General features: G+C 54.0%; 23 protein-coding genes. 18 read left to right on the top strand and 5 right to left on the bottom strand.

What is annotated here, in order from left to right; translation table 11 throughout:
* Positions 1-79 precede the first annotated feature (79 nt).
* The 17 genes from N2M06_RS03825 to N2M06_RS03745 all read left to right on the top strand — a co-directional run bounded on the left by N2M06_RS03825 (position 80) and on the right by N2M06_RS03745 (position 20,381).
* Positions 80-1,255: a nucleotide sugar dehydrogenase gene (locus N2M06_RS03825; protein ID WP_346351643.1), complete on the top strand. Its 1,176-nt coding sequence runs from the start codon at positions 80-82 to the stop codon at positions 1,253-1,255.
* A 41-nt stretch (positions 1,256-1,296) separates the two neighbouring features.
* Complete coding sequence (locus N2M06_RS03820; protein ID WP_346351642.1) at positions 1,297-2,619, top strand: hypothetical protein; 1,323 nt, start codon at positions 1,297-1,299, stop codon at positions 2,617-2,619.
* Entirely contained in the window at positions 2,619-5,456 is a 2,838-nt protein-coding gene (locus N2M06_RS03815; protein WP_346351641.1) for a glycosyltransferase, read from the top strand. Before N2M06_RS03820 ends, N2M06_RS03815 begins: the two co-directional genes overlap by 1 nt.
* A 1-nt stretch (position 5,457) precedes the next feature.
* Entirely contained in the window at positions 5,458-6,933 is a 1,476-nt protein-coding gene (locus tag N2M06_RS03810) for a methyltransferase domain-containing protein (RefSeq protein ID WP_346351640.1), read from the top strand.
* A 1-nt stretch (position 6,934) separates the two neighbouring features.
* Entirely contained in the window at positions 6,935-8,974 is a 2,040-nt protein-coding gene (locus N2M06_RS03805; protein ID WP_346351639.1) for a glycosyltransferase family 2 protein, read from the top strand.
* A complete protein-coding gene (locus N2M06_RS03800) occupies positions 8,968-9,882 on the top strand; it encodes a glycosyltransferase family 1 protein (protein ID WP_346351638.1) in 915 nt (304 codons plus the stop codon). Before N2M06_RS03805 ends, N2M06_RS03800 begins: the two co-directional genes overlap by 7 nt.
* A gap of 177 nt (positions 9,883-10,059) precedes the next feature.
* On the top strand, positions 10,060-10,956 hold the full coding sequence (rfbD, locus tag N2M06_RS03795; protein ID WP_346351637.1) for a dTDP-4-dehydrorhamnose reductase: 897 nt from the start codon (positions 10,060-10,062) through the stop codon (positions 10,954-10,956).
* Positions 10,953-11,840, top strand: a complete 888-nt coding sequence (gene rfbA / locus N2M06_RS03790) for a glucose-1-phosphate thymidylyltransferase RfbA (RefSeq protein WP_346351636.1) — start codon at positions 10,953-10,955, stop codon at positions 11,838-11,840. The genes rfbD and rfbA overlap by 4 nt, the downstream gene beginning before the upstream one ends.
* Positions 11,837-12,388: a dTDP-4-dehydrorhamnose 3,5-epimerase gene (rfbC, locus tag N2M06_RS03785; protein WP_346351635.1), complete on the top strand. Its 552-nt coding sequence runs from the start codon at positions 11,837-11,839 to the stop codon at positions 12,386-12,388. Before rfbA ends, rfbC begins: the two co-directional genes overlap by 4 nt.
* Before the next feature lie 14 nt (positions 12,389-12,402).
* Complete coding sequence (gene rfbB, locus N2M06_RS03780) at positions 12,403-13,470, top strand: dTDP-glucose 4,6-dehydratase (RefSeq protein WP_346351634.1); 1,068 nt, start codon at positions 12,403-12,405, stop codon at positions 13,468-13,470.
* Between the two features lie 11 nt (positions 13,471-13,481).
* Positions 13,482-15,164, top strand: coding sequence for a glucose-6-phosphate isomerase (gene pgi / locus N2M06_RS03775; RefSeq protein ID WP_346351633.1), 1,683 nt, complete (start codon positions 13,482-13,484; stop codon positions 15,162-15,164).
* Positions 15,165-15,426: 262 nt separating this feature from the next.
* Positions 15,427-16,215 (top strand): 3'(2'),5'-bisphosphate nucleotidase CysQ, encoded by a 789-nt coding sequence (gene cysQ / locus N2M06_RS03770; protein ID WP_346351632.1) that lies wholly within the window; start codon positions 15,427-15,429, stop codon positions 16,213-16,215.
* Positions 16,216-16,418: 203 nt separating this feature from the next.
* Entirely contained in the window at positions 16,419-16,817 is a 399-nt protein-coding gene (locus tag N2M06_RS03765; protein ID WP_346351631.1) for a nucleotidyltransferase domain-containing protein, read from the top strand.
* Complete coding sequence (locus N2M06_RS03760) at positions 16,810-17,232, top strand: DUF86 domain-containing protein (RefSeq protein WP_317074521.1); 423 nt, start codon at positions 16,810-16,812, stop codon at positions 17,230-17,232. The genes N2M06_RS03765 and N2M06_RS03760 overlap by 8 nt, the downstream gene beginning before the upstream one ends.
* Positions 17,233-17,342: 110 nt before the next feature.
* On the top strand, positions 17,343-19,406 hold the full coding sequence (locus N2M06_RS03755) for a capsular polysaccharide biosynthesis protein (protein ID WP_346351630.1): 2,064 nt from the start codon (positions 17,343-17,345) through the stop codon (positions 19,404-19,406).
* Positions 19,407-19,618: 212 nt separating this feature from the next.
* Complete coding sequence (locus N2M06_RS03750; RefSeq protein ID WP_317074519.1) at positions 19,619-19,813, top strand: hypothetical protein; 195 nt, start codon at positions 19,619-19,621, stop codon at positions 19,811-19,813.
* Positions 19,803-20,381 carry a hypothetical protein gene (locus N2M06_RS03745; protein ID WP_317074518.1) on the top strand — a complete coding sequence of 193 codons (579 nt, stop codon included), beginning with the start codon at positions 19,803-19,805 and terminating at the stop codon, positions 20,379-20,381. The genes N2M06_RS03750 and N2M06_RS03745 overlap by 11 nt, the downstream gene beginning before the upstream one ends.
* 218 nt (positions 20,382-20,599) lie before the next feature.
* Here N2M06_RS03745 and fghA read toward each other — a convergent pair whose 3' ends face one another.
* Both fghA and N2M06_RS03735 read right to left on the bottom strand, forming a co-directional pair.
* Positions 20,600-21,433: an S-formylglutathione hydrolase gene (fghA, locus tag N2M06_RS03740; RefSeq protein ID WP_346351629.1), complete on the bottom strand. Its 834-nt coding sequence runs from the start codon at positions 21,431-21,433 to the stop codon at positions 20,600-20,602.
* A gap of 146 nt (positions 21,434-21,579) precedes the next feature.
* Positions 21,580-22,698 carry an S-(hydroxymethyl)glutathione dehydrogenase/class III alcohol dehydrogenase gene (locus N2M06_RS03735; protein ID WP_346352150.1) on the bottom strand — a complete coding sequence of 373 codons (1,119 nt, stop codon included), beginning with the start codon at positions 22,696-22,698 and terminating at the stop codon, positions 21,580-21,582.
* A 219-nt stretch (positions 22,699-22,917) separates the two neighbouring features.
* On the opposite strand from N2M06_RS03735, the gene N2M06_RS03730 reads away from it, so the two are divergent.
* A complete protein-coding gene (locus N2M06_RS03730; RefSeq protein ID WP_346351628.1) occupies positions 22,918-23,784 on the top strand; it encodes a LysR family transcriptional regulator in 867 nt (288 codons plus the stop codon).
* 141 nt (positions 23,785-23,925) lie between these two features.
* Here the strand turns inward: N2M06_RS03730 and bfr (N2M06_RS03725) are convergent, their stop codons facing one another.
* The 3 genes from bfr (N2M06_RS03725) to N2M06_RS03715 all read right to left on the bottom strand — a co-directional run bounded on the left by bfr (N2M06_RS03725) (position 23,926) and on the right by N2M06_RS03715 (position 26,154).
* The gene (gene bfr, locus N2M06_RS03725; protein ID WP_019933244.1) at positions 23,926-24,393 is read right to left on the bottom strand and encodes a bacterioferritin; all 468 of its coding nucleotides are present in this window, start codon (positions 24,391-24,393) and stop codon (positions 23,926-23,928) included.
* Positions 24,394-24,405: 12 nt separating this feature from the next.
* Positions 24,406-24,870: a bacterioferritin gene (gene bfr / locus N2M06_RS03720; RefSeq protein ID WP_019933243.1), complete on the bottom strand. Its 465-nt coding sequence runs from the start codon at positions 24,868-24,870 to the stop codon at positions 24,406-24,408.
* 135 nt (positions 24,871-25,005) lie between these two features.
* On the bottom strand, positions 25,006-26,154 hold the full coding sequence (locus tag N2M06_RS03715; RefSeq protein ID WP_346351627.1) for a hypothetical protein: 1,149 nt from the start codon (positions 26,152-26,154) through the stop codon (positions 25,006-25,008).
* Positions 26,155-26,265: the final 111 nt, after the last annotated feature.

The following is a 26,265-nucleotide window of genomic DNA, read 5'->3' as shown; positions in this document are numbered from 1 at the left end:
CAGCCAAGCTGAAGCCATACCAATAAAAACTCTTAACAACAAAACTTGAACAAGTGAAGGTGGGCTGAGTTGTACACTTATGAGTGAAACAAGAGTTACTGTGGTGGGGTTGGGGTATGTGGGGGTGGCCAATGCGGTGCTGCTGGCGCGGCATAACGCTGTGGTGGCCTACGACATTAACCCCGAGCGGGTGGCCATGCTTGCGGCGGGACAAAGCCCGGTGCAGGATGATGACATCAGTCATTTTCTGGCCACTCAGCCGCTGGCGTTAAGCTGCACTGCTTGCCCCGAGCAGGCCTTTGCCAAGGCCGACTTTATCGTGATCGCCACCCCTACCGATTATGATCCGCTCACCAATTTTTTTGATACCAGCTCGGTAGTGTCGGTTATTGAGCAGGCATTGGCCATTAACCCCACTGCGGTGTTTATTATCAAGTCTACCGTGCCGGTGGGCTTTACTGCCGGTTTGCGCCAGCGTCTGAAATATGAGCGCATTTTATTCTCACCGGAATTTTTGCGTGAAGGCCAGGCCTTGTACGATAACCTTCACCCTTCCCGTATTGTGGTCGGCGGTCACTGCGAGCATGCCTGTCACTTTGCTGCTTTGCTACAACAAGGGGCTGAGACCAAAGAAGTACCTGTGCTATTGGTAAATAGTAACGAAGCCGAAGCCATTAAGCTGTTTGCCAATACCTACCTGGCCATGCGGGTAGCCTTTTTTAACGAGCTGGACACCTACGCAGAAAGCCACGGCTTAAATGCTAAAGAGATCATAGAGGGTGTGGGGTTAGACCCTCGCATTGGCCAGCATTACAATAATCCGTCTTTTGGTTATGGTGGCTATTGTCTGCCCAAAGACACCCGCCAGCTGCTGGCTAATTACCAGCATGTGCCCAACAACCTGATTGGTGCCATTGTAGATGCCAACCGCACCCGCAAAGATTTTATTGCAAGCCGGGTGCTGGCCCGCCAGCCCAGTGTGGTGGGCATTTACCGGTTAATAATGAAGCAGGGCTCAGACAACTTTCGCCACAGCGCCATGCTGGGTGTACTGCGCCGGTTACAGCAGCAGGGTGTTACTGTCGTTATTTATGAGCCAACCCTGCAGCAGGGCGAGTTTAACGGCTGTTTGCTGGTCAATAACCTTGAGCAGTTCAAGCAGCAGGCTGATGTTATTCTGGCCAACCGGCAGCATGCCGATTTACAGAGTGTGGCTGGCAAGGTATACACTCGGGATGTTTTTGGGCAAGACTAGTTTCAAAAAAGAGCACAATCATTTTATTTGCAGGAGCAACCATGACACTCACCTTTGCCGCTGCGGCATTTTGCAACTGGCAACTGGCCTCTCCCGCGTTGCGCCAGCTTGTTTCTGAGCATGAATTAAAGGTTACTGAACTTGCCGGCGCAGCTGTCCTGGAAGAGCTGGAACATGCCGGAGGCAACTTGGTGCTACTTTATGCACCGCTTTATATGGCGCTGGAGCAGGCTGCCGCTCGCGGCACCGAGCCTTCTCAGGCGGTGGCGTTATGGCAGCATAATGCAGCTTTGTTGGCTCATTTTTGCAAAAAAATGCGCGGTAAGGCGTTATTATTTAACCTTGCCGATATATTGGCTGCACCGCAGCTGTTTCACACTTTGTGCGCTCAGCACTGGCCAGCGCTTGAACTGCCGGAGCAAGCTACGCCAGCCATTAAGCACACCACCTCTGCACTGCAGCGCTTAATGGCAGAAAACATGCTTGCCAGCAATGCAGAGCTGCAGTCATTAGAGCAGCAACTGCAGGCATTGGCACAGCCGCTGGGCTCTTTCTCGTCATCCTTGGCCATGGCTGATCTGGATAAGCTGCTGGCAGACTTTCAGGCAGGCAAGCAGGCCCATATTAACTGGCAGAACACAGAGCAGCAGTTAAGCCAGCAGCAGCAGCGCATTGCCAGCCTGAGCCATGAAAAAGATGCTGCCCAGTCTGCCCTGGCAGAGCAAAAGCAGGAAAACGAGTTGCTGCTTGAGCAGCTGCACCAGGTGCAAGAAACGCTGGAAACCAACCTGCAGCACAGCACTACACTAGAGCAACAACATAAAGCCGCAGAGCAAAAAATAGCTCAGCTAACCAAAGAGCGGGATCAGGCTCGAAATAGTGCTAAAAAAATGACATCTGAGCTTCAGCAAGAGAACTGCTTGCTGCTGGAGCAGTTGTTTACCGTGCAGGAAGAGCTGGAAAAACATCTCTCCCCTCCCCCTTCAGTTCCGCTTTCTGTTGTGGCCCCCAAAGAGCCGGTCTCGAACAAACCTGCAGTTAAACCGTCTTCCCTTAAGGGCAAAATGAAAAAACGCGCTGAGAAAAAACAGCTGCAGCGCCGTGCAGCTGAGCTGGCGGCTTCTTCTTTATTTAACGGTGACTGGTATCTTAAGCAATATCCCGATGTGGCCGCCGACAAGCTCTTTGCCAGCAATCCGGCATTGCACTATCTGAAATGCGGCGGGTTTGAAGGGCGAAACCCAAGCCCGGGCTTTAACAGCCAGGATTATCTGGATGCCAACCCGGATGTTGCCGCTGCCGGCTTTAATCCGCTTTATCATTATTTGCGCTTTGGTCAGGCTGAAAAGCGGCCGCTTTATTAATGAGCGTAATTACACACGCTGAGCGAGAGCAGGCATTGCAACGCCTGTTTAATGCGCAGTGGTATCTTGAGCATTATCCGGATGTGGCCGCCGCCGGCATGGATCCATGGCACCATTTTATTCACCATGGCCGGCAAGAGCAGCGCCTGCCCTGCCCCAGCACTGCACTGGCACTGGAAGAGCAACTATGGCGGGGCCATACCCATGCCTTGGGTGAGTTGCAAACACTGGCTAACACTGGCGGAACCGAAGCCGCCATTGCGGCCTGGGTGCTGGCCCGCTGGCATGCCTCAAACTCTGAGCACACCCTTGCCGAGCCGTTATTGCGCGCATTTTTTGCAGACGTAACAGCCGGCTTACTGGTTGGTCATGCCGGGCCATGGCTGCTGATGTTCCATGTGCTGTGGCATCAGGGAAAGATGCAGGAGGCCACCGCCTGGCTGGAGCAGCCAGGATGGCCCAAGGTGCCGGATTGGGCGCTCGCCAGATTTATGCTGCCAGAGCAGCACACCCTGGCCACCCTAAATGAGTTTTATCAGGAACAGGGGCTGTGTTCAGTTGCTTTGCACCATGCACAACAGCCGTTAACGCTTGATAATTTGAGTGCGCCACAGGCACCGGCTGCTGTTCGTGCCTGGTGGCAGCGCAAGCCGCTGGTATCGATTATTATGCCCTGCTTTAATGCCGGGGCCGGCATTGCTACCGCACTGCGCAGTTTGCAGCAGCAAAGCTGGAAAAACCTTGAAATTCTGGTGGTGGATGATGCCTCTGCGGATAACTCTGCCAGCATAGTGGCCGGGCTTGCAGCCCGGGATCCGCGTATTAAGCTGCTTCGCCACTCCGTTAATCAGGGTGCTTACGCTGCGCGTAACACCGCCCTGGCCCAAGCACGCGGAACATTTATTACCACTCATGATTGTGACGACTGGTCGCACCCGCAAAAAATAGAGCTACAAGTAAAGGCCTTGCTCAAATATCCCAAAGCTCAGGCTTGTATTTCTTACATGATAAGGTGTTCTCCGGAGCTCCACTTTGAACGTTGGCGAATGGAAGAATCATGGGTCACCAAAAATTTATCTTCCCTGATGTTCCGAAAAAAGGTACGTAAGGCTCTCGGTTATTGGGATTCAGTATCTGTGGGTGCAGACTCTGAGTTCTATCATCGAATTCTTAAACATTTTGGAATTAACAGCCTTATAGAGATAATACCTGGCATTCCTTTAATGTTTGCAAGAGTAAATGGCTGCTCGCTTACACAGCAAAGCAAAACACACTTACGAACACACTATCAGAATAACGGTATACGTCGCCGTTACCACAACAACGCACTGGCATGGCAGCAAAACGCTCGCACGCTGTATATGCCGGCCAGGCCAGAGCAGCGCCCTTTTGCCGCTCCTGCCCCCATGTGTCGTGGCACCGCCAGGGCAAAGGAGCACAACCTCAGATTGCTTGCAGAGCAGAGCACCTTGTTTGATGGTGACTGGTATTTGCGACGCTATCCGGATGTGGCCGCAGCGGGCATGGAGCCATTACAGCATTACCTGCGTTTTGGCCATCTTGAGTGGCGCGATCCCGGCCCTCATTTCAGCGGTTCGGGTTATCAGTTTGCGGTACCCGAGGCCCAGCAGCAAAACCCGCTTTTGCATTTACTGCGTGCCGACACAGCTCATGAATACGCGCTGCCGCTGCTGAATGGTGCTCTGGCATGGCGTTCAGATCGCCCGGTATTACTGCTGTGTGCCCACCTGGTAAGCGATAAAACCTATGGTGCCGAGCGCAGTTTTTTGGATGTGCTGAGCGCTTTGGGCCATTTGCCCTATAACCTGCTGGTTACTTTGCCTTCTGCTCAGAACATGGATTATGTGGAGCAGATAAGATCCCGCTGCCAGCACCTTGTGGTGTTGCCTTATCACTGGTGGCAACACGGGCGCAGCGCAGAGCAGGCCACAGTGGTGCATTTTTCCGGGCTTATTAAAGAGAACAATGTTGCTCTGGTATATTGCAACACACTGACACTGTGGGAACCTTTGCTGGCTGCCAAAGCCTGCGGCGTGCCCGCTGTAAGCCATGTGCGTGAGCTGCCCGAGCACGATGCCGCGCTGTGCACAAACTTCAATGCCTCTTCTGAGCAAATTCGCCAGCACCTGCTGGAGCATTGTGATGCTTTTATTGCCAATTCTCAGGTTGTGGCTCGTTATCTTAACGCGCCCGGGCGGGTTCATGTTGTTGGTAATGTGATAGAGGCGCAGGCTTTTAGTGTGCCGCTGCCGGGCAAAAGCCGCGTGCAGGTAGGCATGATCAGCAGCAACCTGCCTAAAAAAGGCCTGTACGATTTTGTGCAGCTTGCTTCTTTGTTACAACAACAAGGAGTGCCCGCCACCTGTGTGCTGATTGGCCCGGAAAATGAACACACACAGGCGTTGTTCAGCAACAGCGAAGCGCCAGTTAACCTTGAGTTTGCGGGCTATAGCGCAACGCCTCAGGCGGCATTGGCACAGCTGGATGTGCTGGTAAACCTTTCGCATTTTCAGGAGTCGTTTGGCCGCACTGTGCTGGAAGCAATGGCGGCCAGCCGCCCGGTTGTTTGTTATTACTGGGGCGCATTGCCTGAGCTGGTAGTGCACGAACAAACCGGCTTTCTTGCCCCCAAAGGCGATGTGCAACAAGTAGCCGAACATGTGGCCGCACTGGTTGCAAACCATGAGCTGCGCACCAGCATGGGCATGGCAGGGCGGCAGCGCGCTGAGCAACTTTATAGCATGCAGCACATGCAACAGGCATTTACTCACTTGCTGCCCGGGCTGATAGGCTCAGCAAAGAATAAAGAGAACTAATATGCAATATCAGTCATTCCCCGGTGTTAAGGGGGGCTCTGCTTCATCGCAAAAGCTTACTGCCCTTCGCCTTCCTTCACTCAAAGATAAACGTTTTCTTGATGTGGGCTGTAACGAAGGTTTTTTTTGTGGTTATGCGTTGTTTGAAGGTGCCAGCCATGTTACCGGCATGGATAAATCGGCTAATGCCATCAGCAAGGCAGCAGCACGTTTTCCTGATGCTGAGTTTTTAAATCAAACCTGGGACACACTGCCTGAAGGGCCTTTTGATGTTATTACGCTGCTTTCTGCACTGCATTATGCAGAAGATCAGGAGGCGCTTATTCATCGCCTGGTTGAACGACTATCGCCCGATGGTCTGCTGGTGCTTGAAATTGGTATTGCGCCCAACCGGGCAGGTAAAGGCTGGATAAAAGTAGAACGAGCCATTGACGAACGATGGTTTCCTACCCGTATAAAGCTGGGTGAAATACTAAAAAATTATGCCTGGAAAGTAATAGGCCATAGCGTAATGCAAAACGGAGACCCGCTGCCACGCTATGTGGTACATATTCGTAAACTAAAGCCTTATGCCTGGCTGCTAATGCAAGACCCGGCCACTGGCAAGTCTACCATTTCGCGGCAGCTGTTTGCTGGCAGAAAAGATATTCCTGTTATTTCCGGAGACAGAACCTACCTGCAAATAACAGAAGGAAAGCATAATGTGTCGCAGGAAATGCGCGCTATGGTCAGCGAAGACTTTTCAACCTCTACCATAGGTAAAACCACCAAGAAGTTGTTTGATAGCAACATGACCAGTGAGCTTGCAAAGCTGTGGGCTGGTCTTGCTGGCTTTAATCATTTCGCACTCGATTCTTATATTCCTGAAAATTATCGCACTCAGTTTAAAGCTGCATTATCTGAGCTTGGTTACTTTCCTGTGGAGCTGAACTGGGAAGACCCCACTCCTCTTGCCTCTGCTCAGTCTGTTATTAGCAAAGCCAGACAATATGAACAGCATCTGCTTAAGCAACAAACTGAGCATGCAGGCGCTGTAATAAATATTAACCGACTGCCAAGAGGCGATCTTAAAAAGCTGGTTAAGTTTCATATAGACTCACCAGCACAAGGTGAATGGCGTGGATCTGACAGCCAGGTAACTGTTAGCGGCTGGGCAATCACCTTTGATTATTTACAGACCAGCTATCAGGTTTATGCTTCGGCCAATGAACATGAAGTTATTACCTCTCCTGAAAAGAACAGACCAGATGTATTGAGCGCTGTTTTTGGTGAAGCGGAAGACATTCCCGAGCTTTGGCAACAACAGCCCTGTGGGTTTAGTTTTAATGTTCCTGCGGAGTGGTTTGAAGCAGGCTCTGAGCTTGGCATTATCATTAATAACACTCGCATTCCTCTTGCACAAATTTCTGTGCAAAAAAATCAGACTGCCACTTTAAGCTCTATGCTGACAAACAGTCTGAAGCGGTTGCGCCATTAATATGCAAGAAATACAACACCTGAATTTTACACCCGTATCCGGCTGGACCCTTATCAGTGGCCAGCTGGATTACAACGGCCCAACACTGGAAGCAACACTTTTCTTTGAACAAGAGAATGGTGTTAACACTGCTATAAACTTACCTGTTACGCTTAAGGGCAGGCTACATGAGGTTGTAAAAATACCCAAAAGCAAAAAATTAAACCTTAAAATAAAAAGCACAGGTAAAACCGGCAATCTGGAAAGCATAAAGATTGAAAAGTTGAGCTGGCCTACCGCACGTTATTTAATGGGCCGTCGACTTTACAACACTTATACCACTTCTTCACCCAGGCAACGACGGGTGCTTAACTTAAACCCTGTTGCCATGCTTCTTAATCCCTACTCAGCTTATCAGCTGATAGGTAAAGGCCGCTACTTTACTGCCTCTCCTTGTTATGACCAGTGGATAAAGCAAAGTGAGAACTTTACTCCGTCTGTGGCTCGCCGGCTAAAGAAAGCCATAAAACATAAAAAACTGACCAATGTAAAAATAAATGTTGTTATTGATGCCCGCTTTGCTGATGCCCCGGGTGTGGTGCAGCAGAGTCTGACATCGCTGCGGCAACAGCTTGAGATGTTATCTGCATCAGTAAGCTTGCTGGTAACGGAACGACAGAAAGCCGAGTGGGGCGCAGTCTTTGATGTTGCACTGCTGACTATTGATGAATTAAAAGTTACACACAGTGAAAACTGGGTGCTGCTGATGCAAGCCGGCACTCAACTTGCACCTTGGGCTTTAGCCTGGCTGGCTACAGAAATGGTTAACCAAAACAACCACTTCATTTACTCCGATCATGACTATTGGATCAATGAAAAGCGCGAAAACCCGCAATTTAAGCCAGACTGGTCACCTGAGCTGGCTCGCAGCTCAGGTTACATAGGCTCGGCATTTGCCATGCGTGGTCATGTTTTTTCTTCAGCACTGAAGCGCTGTGGTTTTACTTCTGCTTATGATCTTGTGCTGGAGGCAACAGCAAAGCTTGAAGATAGTGCAGTGTGCCATATTCCAGCTGTGTTGTTTCACCATGCAGCCAATAATGCCACTCCCTGCCGCGCAACACTGGCGCGCTATTTTGAGCGACATAAAATTAATGCGGCAGTTTGCGAGCAGGGTGACTTTTTAAGTGTGCGCTATGGGTTGCCACCTGTTCTGCCAACAGTGTCTATTGTGGTGCCCACGCGTGATGCGCTGCACTACTTAAAAACCTGTGTAGACAGCTTGCTTAAAAAAACCACCTGGCCCAACTTTGAACTGTTGGTGGTAGATAATCAAAGCTGTGAACAGGCTACTCTTGACTATTTTGAACACATATCTCGCCACCCAAATGTGCGTGTGCTGCATTACAACAAACCATTTAATTTTTCTGCCATTAATAACTTTGCTGTAAGCCAGGCAAACGGTGATGTGGTTTGCTTGCTGAACAACGACACTGAAATTATCAGCCCCGACTGGCTGGAAGAAATGGTATCGCGTTTGCTGCAACCCGGCACCGGTGTGGTGGGTGCTCGCCTTTATTTTAGTGATGGACGGGTGCAACATGCCGGCGATGTATTGGGCCCGGGCGGTTGTGCCACTCACTTGCATGGCATTCTTGAGGGAGATGACCCCGGCTATATGCACAGGGCTATGCTGGCACAGGATTTATCGGCAGTAACGGCAGCATGTTTGGTTACTCATAAGGCATTATATGAGCAGCTGGGCGGACTGGAAGAGCAGCTTACCGTTGCTTTTAATGATGTAGATTATTGCCTGAAAGTGAGAGAAGCCGGCCAGCGTGTCATTTACACGCCTTATGCCGAGCTTTATCACCACGAGTCTGTTTCTCGCGGCAAAGACGACTCTCCTGAGAAAAAAGCCAGAGCACAGCAAGAAACACTCTATATGCGCCATCGGTGGGGTCATATTATTGAAAGAGATCCTTTCTATAACCCTAACCTTAATTATTCTCAGCCCGACTTTAAACTGGGCAAGATTCCACGGGTAGACTGGCCATGGTAACCCCCACCCTGCTGGTTCAGCAGGGTGCCAACCCTTCAGCTGATTTTTTTGTGCGGCCTTATCTGCGCAATATGAATGCAGCGGTAACAGAGGCTCATCTGCATAACCCCCCTCCCTTGAGCGCACATTTTGCGAGAGTGGTTTTTGTGCGTTATTTAACACCAGCCTGGTGCAAGTGGGTTGAACAGCACCGCTCGCACATTGGCCAGCTGGTGTTTTTTATGGATGACGATCTGTTTGACCTGCGTGCTCACACAGGTTTGCCGCTGCGCTATCGCTACAAACTGTGGAAAATGGCGTTGCGCTATAAGGGCTGGCTGCAGCGCATGCAGGCTGAGTTGTGGGTGTCTACGCCCTGGCTGGCAGAGAAATATGCCAGCTGGTCTCCTGTGGTGTTACAGCCGCAATCACCTTATGTGCGTTCAACACTACAAAAAACGCTGTTTTATCATGGTTCTGCATCACACGGAGCCGAGTTTGAATGGTTATATCCGGTGTTTGAGCGAGTGCTGGAACAGGATGCCAGCCTGAGCGTGGAGTTAATCGGCAGCCAGGCAGTTCGCAAGCAGTTTGCTGCTCTGCCCAGAGTGCATGTGCTGCACCCCATGAGCTGGCCAGCTTATCAGGCTTTGCTGGCCCGCCCGGGCCGCACCATTGGCCTGGCCCCCTTGCTGAATAACCACTTTAACGCTGCCCGTGCCCCCACCAAGTTTTTTGATATTACTCAGGCCGGTGCCGTTGGCATTTATGTGGATCACCCGGTTTACCGCTCTCTGGTGCGTCATGAGCACAATGGCCTTTTGTTGCCCATGGAGCAGCAAGCCTGGGTGAATGCCATTTTGCGGTTAAGTGCGAATGAGCAGGCAAGGCAGGCAATGTGGGAGCAGGCGCGAAACTTAACTTCCTAAACCCCCTCCCGGCCTCCCCCTTAAAAAGGGGGAGGAGCCACTTAGTTCCCTCCCCTTGCTAAGGGGAGGGTTAGGGTGGGGTTTGCTTAACCTTGTTATCCCTTCCTTGTGTTTTATAATCCCTTTCTTTTATTACAGGCGGCTTAGGCCGCCTGTTTGCCACCCACGGAGTTGTGTATGCATATTTTGCTGTTGGGCAAAAACGGCCAGGTGGGCTGGGAGCTGCAGCGGGCCCTGGCACCGCTAGGCAAGGTTACTGCCCTTGGGCGGGAGCAAACCGATCTGTGCGGTGATTTGTCTTGCCCCGAGGCGCTTGCCGAGACTGTTCGCGCGCTTAAGCCGAATGTGATTGTTAACGCCGCCGCTTATACCGCCGTAGACAAGGCAGAAACCGAGCAGGCACTGGCGCAGCAGGTGAATGCTGCCAGTGTTGCAGTGCTGGCCAAAGAGGCCGCAGCCTTGGGTGCCTGGCTGGTACATTACTCCACCGATTACGTTTTTAACGGCACCGGCAGCACGCCCTGGACAGAACAAGACGCACCTCAGCCGCTGAACCACTACGGTGCTACCAAGCTTGCCGGAGAGCAGGCTATTCTTGCCCATTGCACGCAGCATTTAATTTTTCGCACCAGCTGGGTATACGCCGCCCGGGGCAGTAATTTTGCCAAAACCATGCTGCGTCTGGCACAAGAGCGCAGCGAGCTGAGTGTTATTAATGATCAGGTGGGGGCACCTACCAGTGCCGAGCTGATAGCGGATGTAACGGCGCATGCTTTGCGCATGGCGTTGCGCCAGCCCGCCCTTGCCGGGATTTATCATTTGGCCGCCCGAGGTGAAACCAGCTGGCACGGTTATGCCGGTTTTGTGTTTGAGCAGGCCCGCAACAGCGGCGTGGAACTTGCCCTGCAAACCTGCCAGCCCATTTCTTCTGAGCAGTGGCCGGTGCCGGCAGCGCGCCCGTTAAATTCCCGCCTTGACTGCAGCAAGCTGGAAGCCACTTTTGATCTGGCCCTGCCTCACTGGCAACAGGGTGTAACCCGCATGCTGACTGAAATTCTGGAGCAAACCCATTGAGCACTCGTAAAGGCATTATTCTGGCTGGTGGCTCCGGCACCCGACTTTATCCGGTGACCATGGCGGTAAGCAAACAACTGCTGCCGGTATACGACAAACCCATGATCTATTATCCGCTGTGCACCCTGATGCTGGCGGGCATTAAAGACATTCTTATTATCAGCACACCACAAGATACGCCCCGCTTTGAGCAGCTGCTGGGTGATGGCAGCCAGTGGGGCATTAATCTGCAATATGCGGTGCAACCAAGTCCCGATGGTCTGGCCCAGGCCTTTGTGATTGGTGCCGACTTTATTGGTGACGATGACTGTGCCCTGGTGCTGGGCGATAACATCTTTTTTGGCCATAACCTGCAGCAGGAGCTGATGCAGGCCAGCAGCCAGCGCAGCGGTGCCACTGTGTTTGCCTATCATGTGCACGACCCCGAGCGCTATGGCGTGGTGGAGTTTAACGAACAGGGCCAGGCCCTTAGCCTGGAAGAAAAGCCTACCCAGCCCAAAAGCAACTATGCGGTTACCGGCCTGTATTTTTACGATAATCAGGTCATTGATATTGCCCGCAACCTTAAGCCTTCTGCCCGGGGCGAGCTGGAAATTACCGATGTGAACAGAATATATCTGGAACGTGGCGAGCTTGCCGTTACCACCATGGGCCGGGGTTATGCCTGGCTGGATACCGGCACCCACAACAGCCTGATGGAAGCCGGCACTTTTATTCAGACCATTGAGCAGCGCCAGGGGCTTAAAGTGGCCTGCCCGGAAGAAATTGCTTATCGCAAGGGCTTTATTAGTGCCGAGCAGGTGACAAAGCTGGCAGCCCCGCTGGCTAAAAATGATTATGGCCAATATTTGTTGCAACTGATTAAGCCAGGTTACAAAGCATGAATATTGTGAATACCGCCATTCCCGACGTGGTGATCATTGAACCCAGCGTGTTTGGTGACGATCGCGGCTTTTTCTTTGAAAGCTTTAACCAGCGCAATTTTGAGCAGGCCATTGGCCGCCCGGTGAACTTTGTGCAAGACAACCACTCCCGCTCCGCCAAGGGGGTGCTGCGCGGCCTGCATTACCAGGTGGCTCAGCAACAGGGCAAGCTGGTGCGCTGCACTTTGGGTGAGGTGTTTGATGTGGCAGTGGATCTGCGCCGCGATTCTGCCACTTTTGGTGCCTGGGTGGGTGTGCATCTTTCAGCGGAGAACAAGCGCCAGCTGTGGGTGCCGGAAGACTTTGCCCATGGTTTTGTGGTGCTGTCTGATGTGGCCGAGTTTTTATATAAAACCACTCACTATTACGCACCAGAACACGAGCGGGCCATTCGCTGGGACGACCCCACACTGGCCATAGACTGGCCATTGCAAAATACTCCGCTGCTGTCTGGCAAAGATCAGGCGGCAGCCTTGTTTGCCGATGCCGAACTGCCCCCTGCTGAATAATGAGAACTGACGTTATGCGTAAAATTCTGGTTACCGGCGGTGCCGGCTTTATCGGCTCTGCCGTGGTTCGTCATATCATTGAAAACACGCAAGATGAAGTGATTAACCTGGACAAGCTCACCTATGCCGGCAACCTGGAGTCTTTGGCGGATGTAGCCGACTCTGCCCGCTATCACTTTGTTAAGCTGGATATTTGTGACCGTGCCGGCCTGGATGAAGTGTTTGCCCAGTATAAGCCAGACGCCGTTATGCACCTGGCAGCAGAAAGCCATGTAGACAGATCCATCTCTGGCCCGGCCGAGTTTATTAATACCAATATTGTGGGCACCTACACTCTGCTGGAAGCCGCCCGCCACTACTGGAACGGCCTTGAGAGCAGCGCAAAAGCAGCGTTTCGTTTTCATCATATTTCTACTGATGAAGTGTATGGCGATTTGCACGGCACAGATGACCTCTTCACTGAAACCACGCCCTATGCGCCCAGCTCGCCCTACTCGGCCAGCAAGGCCAGCTCGGATCATCTGGTGCGGGCCTGGCAGCGCACCTATGGCTTGCCCACCCTTGTTACCAGCTGCTCTAACAACTACGGGCCTTATCACTTTCCGGAAAAACTGATCCCGCTGGTGATTTTAAATGCACTGGAAGGCAAGCCGCTGCCTATTTATGGCAAGGGTGACCAGATCCGTGACTGGTTGTATGTGGAAGATCACGCCCGGGCTCTGTATGAAGTGGTCACCCGTGGTGAAGTAGGCGAAACCTACAACATTGGCGGCCATAACGAAAAAACCAACCTGGAAGTGGTGTTGGCGGTTTGTGAGCTGCTTGACGAGCTTGCTCCTGAAGCTTCCAGCTTCCAGCCTCCGGCTTCCCGCTTAATTACTCATGTAGCCGACAGACCCGGCCATGATGTGCGCTATGCCATAGACGCCGCCAAAATTGAGCGTGAACTGGGCTGGACGCCGAAAGAGACGTTTGAAAGCGGCATTCGTAAAACCGTGCAGTGGTATCTTGCCAATCAGGAATGGGTGAACAACGTAAAAAGCGGTGAATACCAGAACTGGCTGAACGCACATTACCAATAACCGGAGTGACGGTGCCGCTATCTACACATCCTTTGTTTAAAGCGCTGCAACGCAGCGCTGAATCCATGCCCACGCTGGCAGCGCGCTTTGCTGAAAACAGCCAGCGCGTGCAGCAGCTGACTTTTCATGTTGGTGAAGAGTTATTAGTGGACCTTTCCCGCCAGCAGGTGTGCCCTGCTGTGCTGCAGCAGCTGTGCGAGCTGGCCCGGCAAATGAACCTGCCTGCGGCCATTGCCGGCCTGTTTGCCGACAACCAGTTTAATCCCACCGAGCAACGCGCCGTGCTGCACACGGCACTGCGTATGCCGGCAGGTAGCACGCTTGAGCATAAGGGCGTGAATGTGGTGCCTGCGGTGCACGCCGAGCTGGCCAAGATGCACCGCTTTTGTGAGCAAGTGCATTCGGGCGAGTGGCATGGCTTTACCGGTCTGGCCATCACCGATGTGGTCAACATTGGCATTGGTGGCTCCGACCTGGGCCCGGCCATGGTATGCGAAGCGCTTAAGCCCTATTGCACCACCGGCATTCGCGCGCATTTTGTGTCGAACATAGACCCGGCGCATCTGGCCACCACCCTTGAGCCGCTTAACCCGGCCACCACTTTGTTTGTGGTGTCGTCCAAAAGCTTTGGCACGGATGAGACCATGTCTAACGCGGTGGCTGCCCGCCAGTGGCTGCTGAGTGCCTGTGGTGACGACAGCCTTATTCAGCAGCATTTTGTGGCGGTGTCTACCAATCACCGTAAGGTGGTGGAGTTTGGCATTGCGGCCGAAAACATGTTTGAGTTCTGGGACTGGGTAGGCGGGCGCTTTTCTTTGTGGTCTGCCATTGGTCTGCCCATTGCGCTGGCGGTGGGCTTTGAGCGCTTTGAAGAGCTGCTGGCCGGTGCCCATGCCATGGATGAACACCTGCGCACCACACCCCTTGAGCAGAACATTCCGGTGCTGCTGGCGTTGTTAACCGTGTGGAACCATAACGTGTTGGGCCATGCCAGCGAAGGGGTGTTCCCCTACAGCCAGCTGATGCACCGTTTTCCGGCATTTTTGCAGCAGCTGAATATGGAGTCGAACGGCAAGTCGGTTACCTTGAGTGGCGAGCCGGTCAGCTGTGCCACCGGCCCCATTGTGTTTGGTGATGTGGGCTCCAACAGCCAGCATGCGTTTTTTCAGCTGCTGCATCAGGGCACCACTGTGGTGCCGGCGGAGTTTATTGGTTTTGTAAACTCGCCTTACGACTTTCCCGCACATCGCCACAAGTTGCTGGCCAATATGCTGGCTCAGGCCGAGGCACTGGCCTTTGGCAAACCGGCGGCTGAAGTGGAAGCCGAGCTGAGAGCGGAAGGCTTGAGCGAACAGCGCATTGCCGAGCTGCTGCCCAGCAAGGTAATGCCCGGCAATCGCCCCAGCACGGTGATTTTGTGCAAAGAGCTGACTCCTCACACCCTTGGCAGTTTAATTGCCCTGTATGAGCACAAAACCTTTGTGCAGGGCGTGCTGTGGAACGTGAACAGCTTTGACCAGTGGGGCGTGGAGCTGGGCAAAAAGCTGGCCAGCGGTCTGGTGGGTGCCCTTGCCGGTGAAACGGATGCCTCAAACCACGATGCGGCCACGCAGAGTCTGGTAAAGCAAATTTGCCGTTGGAGCGCCCCTGCGGGGAGCTGTAAGCCTGCCCCTGCGGGGAGCTGTAAGCCGTAAGCTATCAGCTGTAAGTTAACCCCCTCCCGACCTCCCCCTTGAAAAGGGGGAGGAGATGAAATGGTGCCCTTTGAAAAGGGCGAGGAGATGAAATGGTGCCCCTTGAAAAGGGGGAGGAGCTGAAATGGTGCCCCTTGAAAAGGGGGAGGAGCGAAAACAGTTCCCTCCCCTTTTTAAGGGGAGGGTCAGGGTGGGGTTAGTTGCCCCCCCCTCCCAGCCTCTCCCTTAACAAGGGGGAGGAGCAGATATAGAAGGAAACAGAATGCTCATTACTCAGGAATTGCTTAATCAGGTAGACGCGCTGGCCCGCAAGGCCGGTGCTGCCATTATGGAAATCTACGGCCGCGAATTTACCGTTGAGCAAAAGGAAGATAAGTCACCGCTTACTGAAGCCGATGCCGCCGCCCACAATATGATTGTGCAAGGCCTGGTTGAACTGCCGCTGAAAGCGCCGATTTTGTCGGAAGAAGACACCGCCGGTTTTGCCGGTGCCGATGAGCATGGCCGCTATTGGCTGGTGGATCCGCTGGATGGCACCAAGGAGTTCATTAAGCGTAACGGCGAGTTTACCGTGAATATTGCGCTTATTGAGCACGGCAAGCCGGTGCTGGGCGTGGTGTATGCGCCTGCTCTGAATGTGGGTTATATGGCCGCCGAAGGTCTGGGTGCCTTTAAATATGAAGGCAATGGTGCGCCTGTGGCCATTAACGTGGCTGAACACCAGGCCGGCACGCCCTGGCGGGTGGTGGGCAGCCGCTCTCATGGTGGTGGCGAGTTGCCTGCCCTGCTGGAAAAGCTGGGGGAACATGAGCTGGTGCCCATGGGCAGCTCACTTAAATTATGTCTGGTAGCAGAAAATACCGCCGATATTTACCCCCGCCTTGGCCCTACCTCACTGTGGGACACCGGTGCCGCCCAGTGTGTGGTAGAGCAGGCCGGCGGCACTGTGGTGCAGTTGAACGGCGAGCCGCTGAGTTATGCCAATACTCGTGAGGTGCTGAACCCGCATTTTCTGGTGCTGGGCGGGAAGAACCCTTTTGGGGAGCTGTAAGCTGTAAGTTAACCCCCTCCCAACCTCCCCCTTGAAAAGGGGGAGGAGCAAAACAGTTCCCTCCCCTTGGCAAGGTGAAGGGTCAGGGTGGGGTTTGTTACAACCCTCTCCCAGCCTCTCCCTTAAAAGGGAGAGGAGCAAATCGGGGTTCCTTCCCCTTGAAAAGAGGGAGCAAAATAGTTCCCTGAAGTACAGGAGCAGAGATGGATCAACTGGCAAACATTGTAGCGCTGGCACAACAACGGCCAGATATTGCTGCACTTTGGCTGTATGGCTCTCGCGCCAGAGGCGATCACCATGCCCGCAGCGATTATGATCTGGCGGTGGTCTTTACTCACTGGGAGCCGGATGCGTTATCTCGCCGGCTAAGGCCCGAAGAAGTAGCCTTGGACTGGCAACACAAACTTGCCATGCCGGAAGGCACCATCAGTGTGGTTGACCTGACCATTGCTCCTGTTCCCCTTGGCTGGAGTGTGCTGAGCCAGGGCAAACTATTACTGGACTTATCCCCTTCCCACCGCATGCAGGCAGAGCAGCGCATTTATTCCATGTGGGAGCTGGACTACGTTCATGCCAACAAGACTGGAGAAGAAAATGGCTGACACCGTACCTAACGCCTACCTGAGTGCGCAAAAAGAACATGTAGACCAGTGCGAACTGGACTTGGACGAGCTAAAGCAGCGGTTACAGCAAGGCCCTTGGAGCCGCTTTGAACAAAGGGCTGCAGAGCGAACACTTCAGGTTCTTATAGAGTCTTGCATTGGTCTGGCCAAACACTGGTCCAAACAAGAAACAGGCATGACGAGTAATGAGGCACTAACTGCATTTAACCGGCTGGCTGAAAAGGGCGTGATTGATAAAAGTACGCCCTGGCGCAAGGTTATAGGGCTTCGAAATGCGCTGGTGCATGACTATCTCGAAGTTGACCCTGTTATTGTGCATAGTGTGGTTTCATCTGATTATCATCAGGAACTTATCAATTTTGCCCGTTTGGGAATTAAAGCGTTGATGAAATAGCCAGCCCCTTCGGGGAGCTGCCGTAGGCCCGAATTTATTCGGGCAACAGGCACCGCTTGCCGGAATGTTGGAACTTGTCCCACCCTGCCATTCTTTATCTTTGGTTTTTTATGCTCCTGACCACTTCTTTTGGTATTTGGCGTCAGCGCCGGGTGCTTAATGCTTTGCTGGCACCTTTGCGTGTTGGCTTTTTTACCACTGAAAAAGCCACCGCTGTGGTGGGCTGGGGCATGAAGCCCAATACCGAGCAAGCGCGCCGGCTGGCACAGGCGGGCGATTTGCCCTTCTGGCAGCTGGAAGACGGCTTTATTGGTTATATTGGCCACCCGGCTGAGCGGGGCCGGCGGTTGTCACTGATTGTGGATGACGTGGGTGTCTATTACGACGCCACCCGGCCAAGCGCCCTTGAGCATATGCTGGACGATATTAGCTGGTGGAGTTCTGACTGGACGCAACGAGCGCGAATGCTGCGCCACACTCTTACTGAACACGGCATTACCAAATATAACTGTTATGCCGGCAATACCCTGCCCGTTTCTGTGCGTAACAAGCTGGATTCGAACCGCCCGCGCGTGCTGGTGATTGATCAGACCATGGGGGATCAGTCGGTGCGGCTGGGGCTTGCCGGTGAGCAGCATTTTGCCGATATGCTGGCTGCGGCCAGGGCCGAGAACCCGAATGCCCAGATTATTGTGCGCACCCACCCCGATGTGCTGCTGGGTAAAAAACAGGGCTATTTAACGGCAGCTGCCGGTAACGATGTGCTGTTGCTGGCCGACAATGTAAACCCTTTTACATTGATGGCCGAGGTAAGCAAGGTATATACGGTGACTTCTCAGCTGGGCTTTGAGGCATTGCTGGCGGGCAAGCCGGTGGTGTGTTTTGGAGTGCCCTTTTATGCCGGCTGGGGCGTTACTGATGATCGTGTTGCCGTGCCCCGCCGGGGCCAGCCACGCACTGTGGAGCAGTTGCTGGCGGCGGCTTATCTTCGTTATTGCCGCTATGCGGACCCGGTAACCGGTGAGCGCTGTGAGCCGGAAGCGCTGCTGGATTTGATCCTGGCCCAGCGCGCGCCCGTGCCGCCGGTGGATGAGCTGTATGCCGTTGGGTTTTCACTGTGGCGGCGGCGGTTTGCGCCGTATTTTTTGCGCCGTTATGCCCGGAAAGTGACATTTGTTGATCGTATTCCGGACGCAGTGGATTCCGGCCTTCAGCCGGGTAATACACAAGCCGTGCTGGTGTGGGGGCGCAAATTTGAGTCTGAACTGGCGAGCTGCTCATTGCCGGTGTGGCGCATGGAAGACGGCTTTTTACGCTCGGTGGGGCTGGGGTCGGATCTGCGCCGGCCCGGCTCGCTGGTGATTGACCCTGCGGGCATGTATTACGATCCGCGCACCCCCAGTGCCATTGAACAGCATTTAAAACAGCATGACTTTTCTGAGCTGGAGCTGAAACTGGGTGAACAGCTGCTGACACACTTTCACGAGCAGGCCCTGACCAAATATAACGTGGGCACTCGCAGCCAGCTGAACTGGCGGACACTGGCTGAAGAGCGCCGTATTATTCTGGTGCCCGGCCAGGTGGATGATGATGCTTCTGTGCAACTGGGCAGCCCCTTTGTGGCGGGCAACGCCGCTTTGCTTGAAGCGGTGCGGGCGGCCCACCCCGATGCCTTTATTGTGTTTAAGCCGCACCCGGATGTGGTGAGCGGTAACCGCCGGGGCCAAGTGCCGGAGAAGGTGCTGAACGCCTGTGTGGATGTGGTGGAAACCAGCGCCGGCATTGTAGACTGCCTGGATGCAGCAGACGCCGTGCATGTGCTGACGTCATTAACCGGGCTGGAGGCTTTGATCCGCAGTAAACCGGTAACCGTATGGGGCCAGCCATTTTATGCCGGCTGGGGCCTGACCACCGACATGCACCCGCTAGCACGCCGGGGCCGCAACCTGCCCCTGGCGGCACTGGTGTACGCTACTTATGCCTGGTATCCCACTTATGTGGATTATAAAACCGGCCTGTGCAGCACTCCGCTGCGCATGGCGCGCCAGCTGGCGGAAGAGCGGAAAAATTACCGGGAGCCAACACACCCGGCTCTGCTGTGGGTGTATCGCCGCTGGCGCAAGATGCGGTACTTGTGGGAGGCGTTTGCCCCTTCGGGGAGCTGTAAGCCGTAAGTTAACCCTCTCCCAGCCTCTCCCTTAAAAAGGGAGAGGAGCTGAAACGATTCCCTCCCCTTTTTAAGGGGAGGGTCAGGGTGGGGTTTGTTACAACCCTCTCCCAGCCTCTCCCTTAAAAGGGAGAGGAGCTGAAAAGTGACTACAACTACTGATTTTGCTATGTTGCTAAGTGAGTAACGGCTCTATCTGGCATATTGAGGAACGTACCCATGAAATTTCGCATCCGTTCACACCCTCAGCTTCGAGCGGCTGGTTCAGTGATGGAGATCTGGCCTATGGGAAATTACATTGAATATATGCCCAAAGGCACTGCTCAGCAGCGCATAGAGCAATGCTGGCAACGTGTTGGTAACCAGCTTACCCATTCATTTAAAGTTTATAAAAAGCAACAACATGGCACATAAAACAGCAGAAGAAGGTGATAATAGCGAGTGCCAGAAGACGCAGAACGCCGATCCTGTAAGTGACTATCTGGAGCCAGAGGCTGATGCAGAGTCGCTTGTGCAAGGGCTTAAACACGGTCAGTTAACACCCGCTCAGCAGGAGGCATTGGCTGAGCTTCTGGTTGAAGATGAGTCTCCGCAGCATATCATGGCTATTCATCGCCAGCAGACGACTATGTACAGCGGCAGCTTGCCTCCTCCTGAGCAGTTCAATGCTTATGATGAACATACACGCCGTATTATTCTGCAAATGGCTGTAGATGAGCAAAGCCATACCCATGAAATGCAAAAAACTGGTCTCACCGGTGCAATAGAGAAAGATAAACGAGGCCAGCAATATGGCTTAGCCATTGCTCTCGGAGGTTTTGTTGCTGCCGCCTGTATTGCCCCTTTCAGCCCGGTTGTAGCAGGTATTATCGGTGCCTTGGATATTTTTGGCATGGTCGCTCTGTTTGTCGCTCCCCGAGTACTGGAAGGCAGGTTTAGAAAACAATCTCCAGCTCAGTCTCCCTCTGAAGACTCCCTCTAGCTTAAAACTGCAGTGTTTTAGTGCATAGGGATAAAATAACTGACTCAGGGAGAAAACCTCAACTAACCCTCTCCCAGCCTCTCCCTTAAAAAGGGAGAGGAGCTGAAACGATTCCCTCCCCTTGCCAAGGTGAAGGGTCAGGGTGGGGTTTGTTACAACCCTCTCCCAGCCTCTCCCTTAAAAGGGAGAGGAGCTGAACTGTCAGGGTGGGGTTTGTTTTAACCCAGATACTCCGCATGAAACCGCAGGTGGTCTTCTATAAAGCTGGCGATGAAGTAGTGGCTGTGGTCATAGCCGGGCTGCAGGCGCAGTTCAAGCTTGGCACCGCTTTCATTGGCAGCCGCTTGCAGTGTTTCCGGCTTGAGTTGTTCGGCCAGGAAGTTGTCGGCGTCACCCTGATCCACCAGCATGGGCAGTGAGCTGCCTTTTGCTTTCAGCAGCAGGCTGGCGTCGTACTCGGCCCAGGCCGCTCTGTCTTCACCCAGATAGGCACTCAGGGCTTTGTGGCCCCAGGGGCAATCCGTGGGGTTGGAGATGGGCGCAAAGGCAGACACAGACACAAACCGCCCGGGGTTGCGCAGTGCCAGCACCAGGGCGCCGTGGCCACCCATGGAATGACCGCTGATGGCGCGCTTGCCGTTGAGCGGCAGCTCGCTTTCTACCAGAGCCGGCAGCTCGCTCAGCACATAGTCATACATGCGGTAGTGGCTGCTCCAGGGGGCCTGAGTGGCGTTTACATAAAAACCCGCGCCCAGGCCCAGATCGTAGGCACCTTCTGCATCGTCGGCCACGCCGTTGCCCCGGGGGCTGGTGTCAGGAATGATCAGCGCCAGCCCAAGCTCAGCAGCCACGCGCTGGGCACCGGCCTTGGATGAGAAGTTTTCGTCGGTGCAGGTTAACCCCGACAGCCAATACACCGCCGGCACCGGCCCCTGCTCTGCCTGCGGCGGCAGAAACACGGAAAACTGCATGCTGCAGTTAAGGGTTTTGGAGTCGTGCTGGTAGCGAATTTGACGGCCGCCAAAGCATTTTTGTTGTTGTAGCAGTTGCATTATTGTTCCTTGTAGGCCCGACTTCAGTCGGGCAAACCGTGCTGCATGAAGCACTGAAGCCCCGTTTAAACGGGGCCTACAGACTAAACCCCCTCCCAACCTCCCCCTTAAAAAGGGGGAGGAGAAGACGGTGAGCTTACAGCTATTTATTTGTCGTAAAGAATCACAGAACGAATGGACTTGCCTTCGTGCATCAGGTCAAAGGCGTGGTTGATGTCGTCCAGGCCCATGGTGTGGGTGATGAAGGTGTCCAGCTCAAACTCGCCGTTCATGTATTGCTCTACAATGCCGGGCAGCTGAGAGCGGCCTTTTACGCCGCCGAAGGCGGAGCCTTTCCATACCCGGCCAGTTACCAGCTGGAACGGACGGGTGGAGATTTCGGCACCGGCCGGGGCCACACCGATGATCACTGACTCACCCCAGCCCTTGTGGCAGGCTTCCAGTGCGGAGCGCATCACCTTGACGTTGCCGATGCACTCAAAGGAGAAGTCGACGCCGCCGTCGGTCATTTCTACAATCACGTCCTGAATGGGCTTGTCGTAGTCGTTGGGGTTTACGCAGTCGGTGGCACCCAGCTTTTTGGCAATTTCGAATTTGTCTTCGTTGATGTCGATGGCAATAATGCGGCTGGCCTTGGCCTGCACGGCACCAATAATGACTGCCAGGCCAATGCCGCCCAGGCCGAATACCGCTACTGTGTCGCCTTCCTGCACCTTGGCGGTGTTTTTAACCGCGCCCATGCCGGTGGTAACGCCACAGCCCAGCAGGCATACTTTTTCCAGCGGCGCTTCTTTGCTGATTTTGGCCAGGGAGATTTCCGGTACCACGGTGCGCTCGGCAAAGGTGGAGCAGCCCATGTAGTGGAAAATCGGCTTGCCGTCTTTAAAGAAACGGGTGGTGCCGTCGGGCATCAGCCCCTTGCCCTGAGTGGCGCGCACGGCCTGGCACAGGTTGGTTTTGCCGGATTTGCAGAATTTGCATTCGCCGCATTCGGCGGTGTAGAGCGGAATAACATGGTCACCCACCTGCAGGCTGGTGACGCCCTCGCCCACGGCTTCTACTATGCCGGCACCTTCGTGGCCCAGAATGGACGGAAACACGCCTTCGGCATCGTCACCCGACAGGGTGTAGGCGTCGGTATGGCACACACCGGTGGCCACAATGCGCACCAGCACTTCGCCTTTTTGCGGCGGCATCAGATCTACTTCTTCAATGCTGAGCGGCTTGCCCGGCTCCCAGGCTACAGCGGCGCGGGTTTTAATCATGTCCATTATTGGCTCCTGTTGGCTTTAACACACGAATCATCAGTGCGGTTGCACTACGCCGGTCTGTCAGCTCAATGGTTTTAACTTACAGCTGACAGCTTATAGCTTACAGCTCCCCGAAGGGTTCAGCTCCCCGAAGGGAGAATGCCGCTTATTGTATTACAGCCCCCACCGTTGATAATGACTTATATAGCAAAACACTTTTACCAGTGAGTAAAAATGATCGACTGGGAAGGCATTAACGAATTTGTAAGTGTAGTGGAGAGCGAGAGCTTTACTGCGGCAGCACAGCGGCTGAATGTGTCTGTGGCCCATGTAAGCCGGCGGGTGAATCAGCTGGAAAAGCGGCTGGGGGCCAAGCTGCTGTATCGTACTACCCGCAAGCTCACCCTTACCGACACAGGCCGTGTTTATTACCGGCAGGTGTGCCATATCCAGCACGCCCTGCAGGCGGCAGAGCAGGAGGTTATGACGCTTGAGGGCAACCCGGCGGGGCGGCTGCGCATTACCGCGCCGGTGTATTATGGCGAGCAGTTTGTGGCACCGCTGGTGAATAACTTTTTGCTGCGATACCCCGGCCTGCAGCTGGATATGGTGCTGACCAATAGCACAGTGGATCTGGTGCAGGAAGGATTTGATCTGGCCATTCGGCTGGGCAGTCTGGGCTCGTCCAGTTTAATGTGCCGCAAGCTGGCCCGGCGCACTCAGTTTTTGTGTGCCTCGCCGGATTATCTGGCCCGTTATGGCACCCCCCGGCACATTAATGATTTGAGCACACATCGCTGCCTGGCCGGCACTGTGGATCACTGGCGGTTTATTGAGAACAAGCAGCCCCGCCGTTTTCGCCTGCCGTCTGGCTGGCATTGCAATTCCGGGCTGGCACTGAAGGATGCCGCCATCAAGGGACTGGGAATTGTGCAGCTGCCGGATTATTACGTGACCGAAGCGCTGAACAAGGGGTTGCTGGTGAGCCTGCTGGAGGAATACAGGGTGCCGGACGACGGCGTGTGGGTGGTGTATCCGAACAATAAACACCTGTCGCCAAGAGTGCGGCTGCTGGTGGATTATCTGGTTGAATGTTTGTAGGGAAATGCAAAAACGATTCCCTCCCCTTACCAAGGGGAGGGTCAGGGTGGGGTTTGTTGCAACCCCCTCCCAACCTCCCCCTTAAAAAGGGGGAGGAGCAAAAACGATTCTCTCCCCTTAAAAAAGGGAGGAGCAAAGGGGTTACATCTGTGATTGCAGGTAGTTGGGCAGGCCGATGCGCTGAATGAGGCCCAGCTGCTGTTCCAGCCAGTGGGTGTGATCATTTTCGGTGTCTTCCAGCAGCACCTGCAGCATGTCGCGGGTCTGGTAGTCCTGCTCTTGTTCACACAGGGCCATGACCTTGCGCAGATCCTTGATGACTTTATATTCCAGATCCAGATCGCTCTGCAGCATGGAGGGCACATCTTTGCCCACGTTCAGCGGCACCCGGGTCACCATGTCGGGCGTGCCTTCCAGAAACAGAATGCGCTCAATCAGCTTGGAGGCATGGCCTTTTTCGTCTTCAAATTCGTGGTCAATGCGCTCGTAGAGCTTGGTGAGCCCCCAGTCTTCATACATGCGGGAGTGAATGAAGTATTGGTCCATGGCGCTGAGTTCGCCTGCCAGCAGCTCGTTGAGTGCGGCAATAATTTGCTGATTACCTTTCATTATTCTGCTCCCTTACAGTTGTGACTGCTGGTAATTTTCAAGGCCGATTTTGCTGATAAGGTCCAGCTGAGTGTCTATCCAGTCGAGGTGGCCTTCTTCGTATTCTTCCAGCTCACAGAGCAGCTCGCGGGAGACGAAGTCGTGCACCGACTCGCAGTAGGCAATGGCGTCTTTCAGCACTTTCAGCTGCTCTGCTGCCTGATCGCGGTCGCAGCCGAGCATTTCTTCGGTGTTTTCACCAATACGCAGCCGGTTCAGGTGCTGCAGGTTGGGCAGGCCCTCCAGAAATAGAATGCGCTCGATCAGCTCGTCGGCCTGTTTCATGTCTTTGATGGATTTTTTGTATTCCCGCTCGTTCAGCTTGCTGAGGCCCCAGTTTTTAAACATGCGGGCGTGCAGAAAATACTGGTTGATGGAGGTCAGCTCTATGCTGAGCACCTTGTTCAGGTGCTCAATGACTTTTTTGTCCCCTTTCATAACCACTCTCCCCGTTCAATGATGGCCATAAGGATAGACGCCAAATGGCCGTTTTTCAAATTAAAACATAAGATAAGTTATTGATTTAAGAGAACTTAACTATAAGCGAGAACTAATCACATTCGCGCTTTGATCTCACTCGATCCAGATGGGGTTGGAGTAGGCGCGCTTGCCGTTGCGATCTTCCACTACCCATTGCATCCAGGTGTGGTTGGGCGGCACAGGCACACCGGTTCTGAACCATTTGGCACCGTTAATTTTCCAGCCGGCTACCTGCACACCATCCAGCCAGACTTCGGCCCTGGCCAGACCCACCTCGGAGCGAAACTCTACCTGAGTTTCGGTAAAGGGTTTGGCGGTGCCGCCGAAGTTGGTGGTAATGGGATACACCTGCGGGCCAAAGCTTAAAAAGCTGTGGCCTTTGCCTGCGGCCGTGGCGTAGTCGGCACTGAGCCTGCCTTTGGGCGTGTAGGCATAGAGCTTGCCGCTGTTGCCGCCCAGATAAACCTTTTCACCCCGGCTCCAGCGCTGTCGCAGCTCCTGCAGGCGCGCCTCAAAGCCGGAGGTGACCGGCGTCAGCTCCAGCAGTGCCAGCCTGGGTATGCCCTGGCCGCCATACATGGGCTTGTCGGCGCTGAGCACGTCCAGGGCACCGGCGCTGAGCCAGGCACTGACTTCCCCGCTGTCGCGGTTTTTGCGCAGATCGTCGCTTTCATAAAGAATGCCCAGTTCGTTTTGCAGACTGGCGGCGGTCCAGTGCGCCTGCACCATGTTGGGCATGTCGTTATAGCTGGGCAGGGCTGCAGGAACCTGGTTGCGTTCCAGCTGATAGCCGGAGAACTGTTTGCCATCTTGAGTGGTGCTTAAACGAATGCCGGCATTGCTGAGGTTAACCTCATAGCGGCTGGTTACCGGTTTGCCGTTCAGCTCGCGCTGCAGTTCTATTACAACACGCTCGCCAGACTGTTCTTTCACGTCAATTTTTGTCGATGTGAGCTTGCCGTCACCGGGCACAAAGTCGAGGGAGCGCACCAGATCCGGGCCGTACTGGCCGTTGCTGGCAATGGCCAGATCCACCACGGCGCCGGTGTCGGCACTGATGGCAAAGGCGAAATAGGGTGATCTGACGGTAATGTCTTTTTCGCCGGTGGCGTTACCGTTTTTAATAAAGGTGGGGCCGTGCAGCACATCCAGGCGAGCCGGCACGGGCTCATTTTTGTTGGAGGCACAGGCAGAGAGCACCAGTGCAGCCAGCACTGTGAGTCCGGTTTGGTAAAAGCGCATAACAAAAATCTCGATAAAGTGTAGAAGCAGGTAAATTCTGACAGTTTGCCAATGGAATACAACTGCAAGCGCAGTGTCATTCCGGCCACCGAGCCGGAATCCATTCTGCAG

This window comes from Oceanimonas sp. AH20CE76 (assembly GCF_039654065.1).
In the GTDB taxonomy this organism is placed as follows: Bacteria; Pseudomonadota; Gammaproteobacteria; order Enterobacterales; family Aeromonadaceae; genus Oceanimonas; species Oceanimonas smirnovii.
This window is presented reverse-complemented; position numbering and strand designations above follow the sequence as displayed.

Coding starts and splice junctions, on each gene's coding strand:
- N2M06_RS03825 (WP_346351643.1), top strand. CDS start 80: ATGAGTGAAACAAGAGTTACTGTGGTGGGGTTGGGGTATGTGGGGGTG.
- N2M06_RS03820 (WP_346351642.1), top strand. CDS start 1,297: ATGACACTCACCTTTGCCGCTGCGGCATTTTGCAACTGGCAACTGGCC.
- N2M06_RS03815 (WP_346351641.1), top strand. CDS start 2,619: ATGAGCGTAATTACACACGCTGAGCGAGAGCAGGCATTGCAACGCCTG.
- N2M06_RS03810 (WP_346351640.1), top strand. CDS start 5,458: ATGCAATATCAGTCATTCCCCGGTGTTAAGGGGGGCTCTGCTTCATCG.
- N2M06_RS03805 (WP_346351639.1), top strand. CDS start 6,935: ATGCAAGAAATACAACACCTGAATTTTACACCCGTATCCGGCTGGACC.
- N2M06_RS03800 (WP_346351638.1), top strand. CDS start 8,968: ATGGTAACCCCCACCCTGCTGGTTCAGCAGGGTGCCAACCCTTCAGCT.
- rfbD (WP_346351637.1), top strand. CDS start 10,060: ATGCATATTTTGCTGTTGGGCAAAAACGGCCAGGTGGGCTGGGAGCTG.
- rfbC (WP_346351635.1), top strand. CDS start 11,837: ATGAATATTGTGAATACCGCCATTCCCGACGTGGTGATCATTGAACCC.
- rfbB (WP_346351634.1), top strand. CDS start 12,403: ATGCGTAAAATTCTGGTTACCGGCGGTGCCGGCTTTATCGGCTCTGCC.
- cysQ (WP_346351632.1), top strand. CDS start 15,427: ATGCTCATTACTCAGGAATTGCTTAATCAGGTAGACGCGCTGGCCCGC.
- N2M06_RS03765 (WP_346351631.1), top strand. CDS start 16,419: ATGGATCAACTGGCAAACATTGTAGCGCTGGCACAACAACGGCCAGAT.
- N2M06_RS03760 (WP_317074521.1), top strand. CDS start 16,810: ATGGCTGACACCGTACCTAACGCCTACCTGAGTGCGCAAAAAGAACAT.
- N2M06_RS03755 (WP_346351630.1), top strand. CDS start 17,343: ATGCTCCTGACCACTTCTTTTGGTATTTGGCGTCAGCGCCGGGTGCTT.
- N2M06_RS03750 (WP_317074519.1), top strand. CDS start 19,619: ATGAAATTTCGCATCCGTTCACACCCTCAGCTTCGAGCGGCTGGTTCA.
- N2M06_RS03745 (WP_317074518.1), top strand. CDS start 19,803: ATGGCACATAAAACAGCAGAAGAAGGTGATAATAGCGAGTGCCAGAAG.
- fghA (WP_346351629.1), bottom strand. CDS start 21,433: ATGCAACTGCTACAACAACAAAAATGCTTTGGCGGCCGTCAAATTCGC.
- N2M06_RS03735 (WP_346352150.1), bottom strand. CDS start 22,698: ATGATTAAAACCCGCGCCGCTGTAGCCTGGGAGCCGGGCAAGCCGCTC.
- N2M06_RS03730 (WP_346351628.1), top strand. CDS start 22,918: ATGATCGACTGGGAAGGCATTAACGAATTTGTAAGTGTAGTGGAGAGC.
- bfr (WP_019933244.1), bottom strand. CDS start 24,393: ATGAAAGGTAATCAGCAAATTATTGCCGCACTCAACGAGCTGCTGGCA.
- bfr (WP_019933243.1), bottom strand. CDS start 24,870: ATGAAAGGGGACAAAAAAGTCATTGAGCACCTGAACAAGGTGCTCAGC.
- N2M06_RS03715 (WP_346351627.1), bottom strand. CDS start 26,154: ATGCGCTTTTACCAAACCGGACTCACAGTGCTGGCTGCACTGGTGCTC.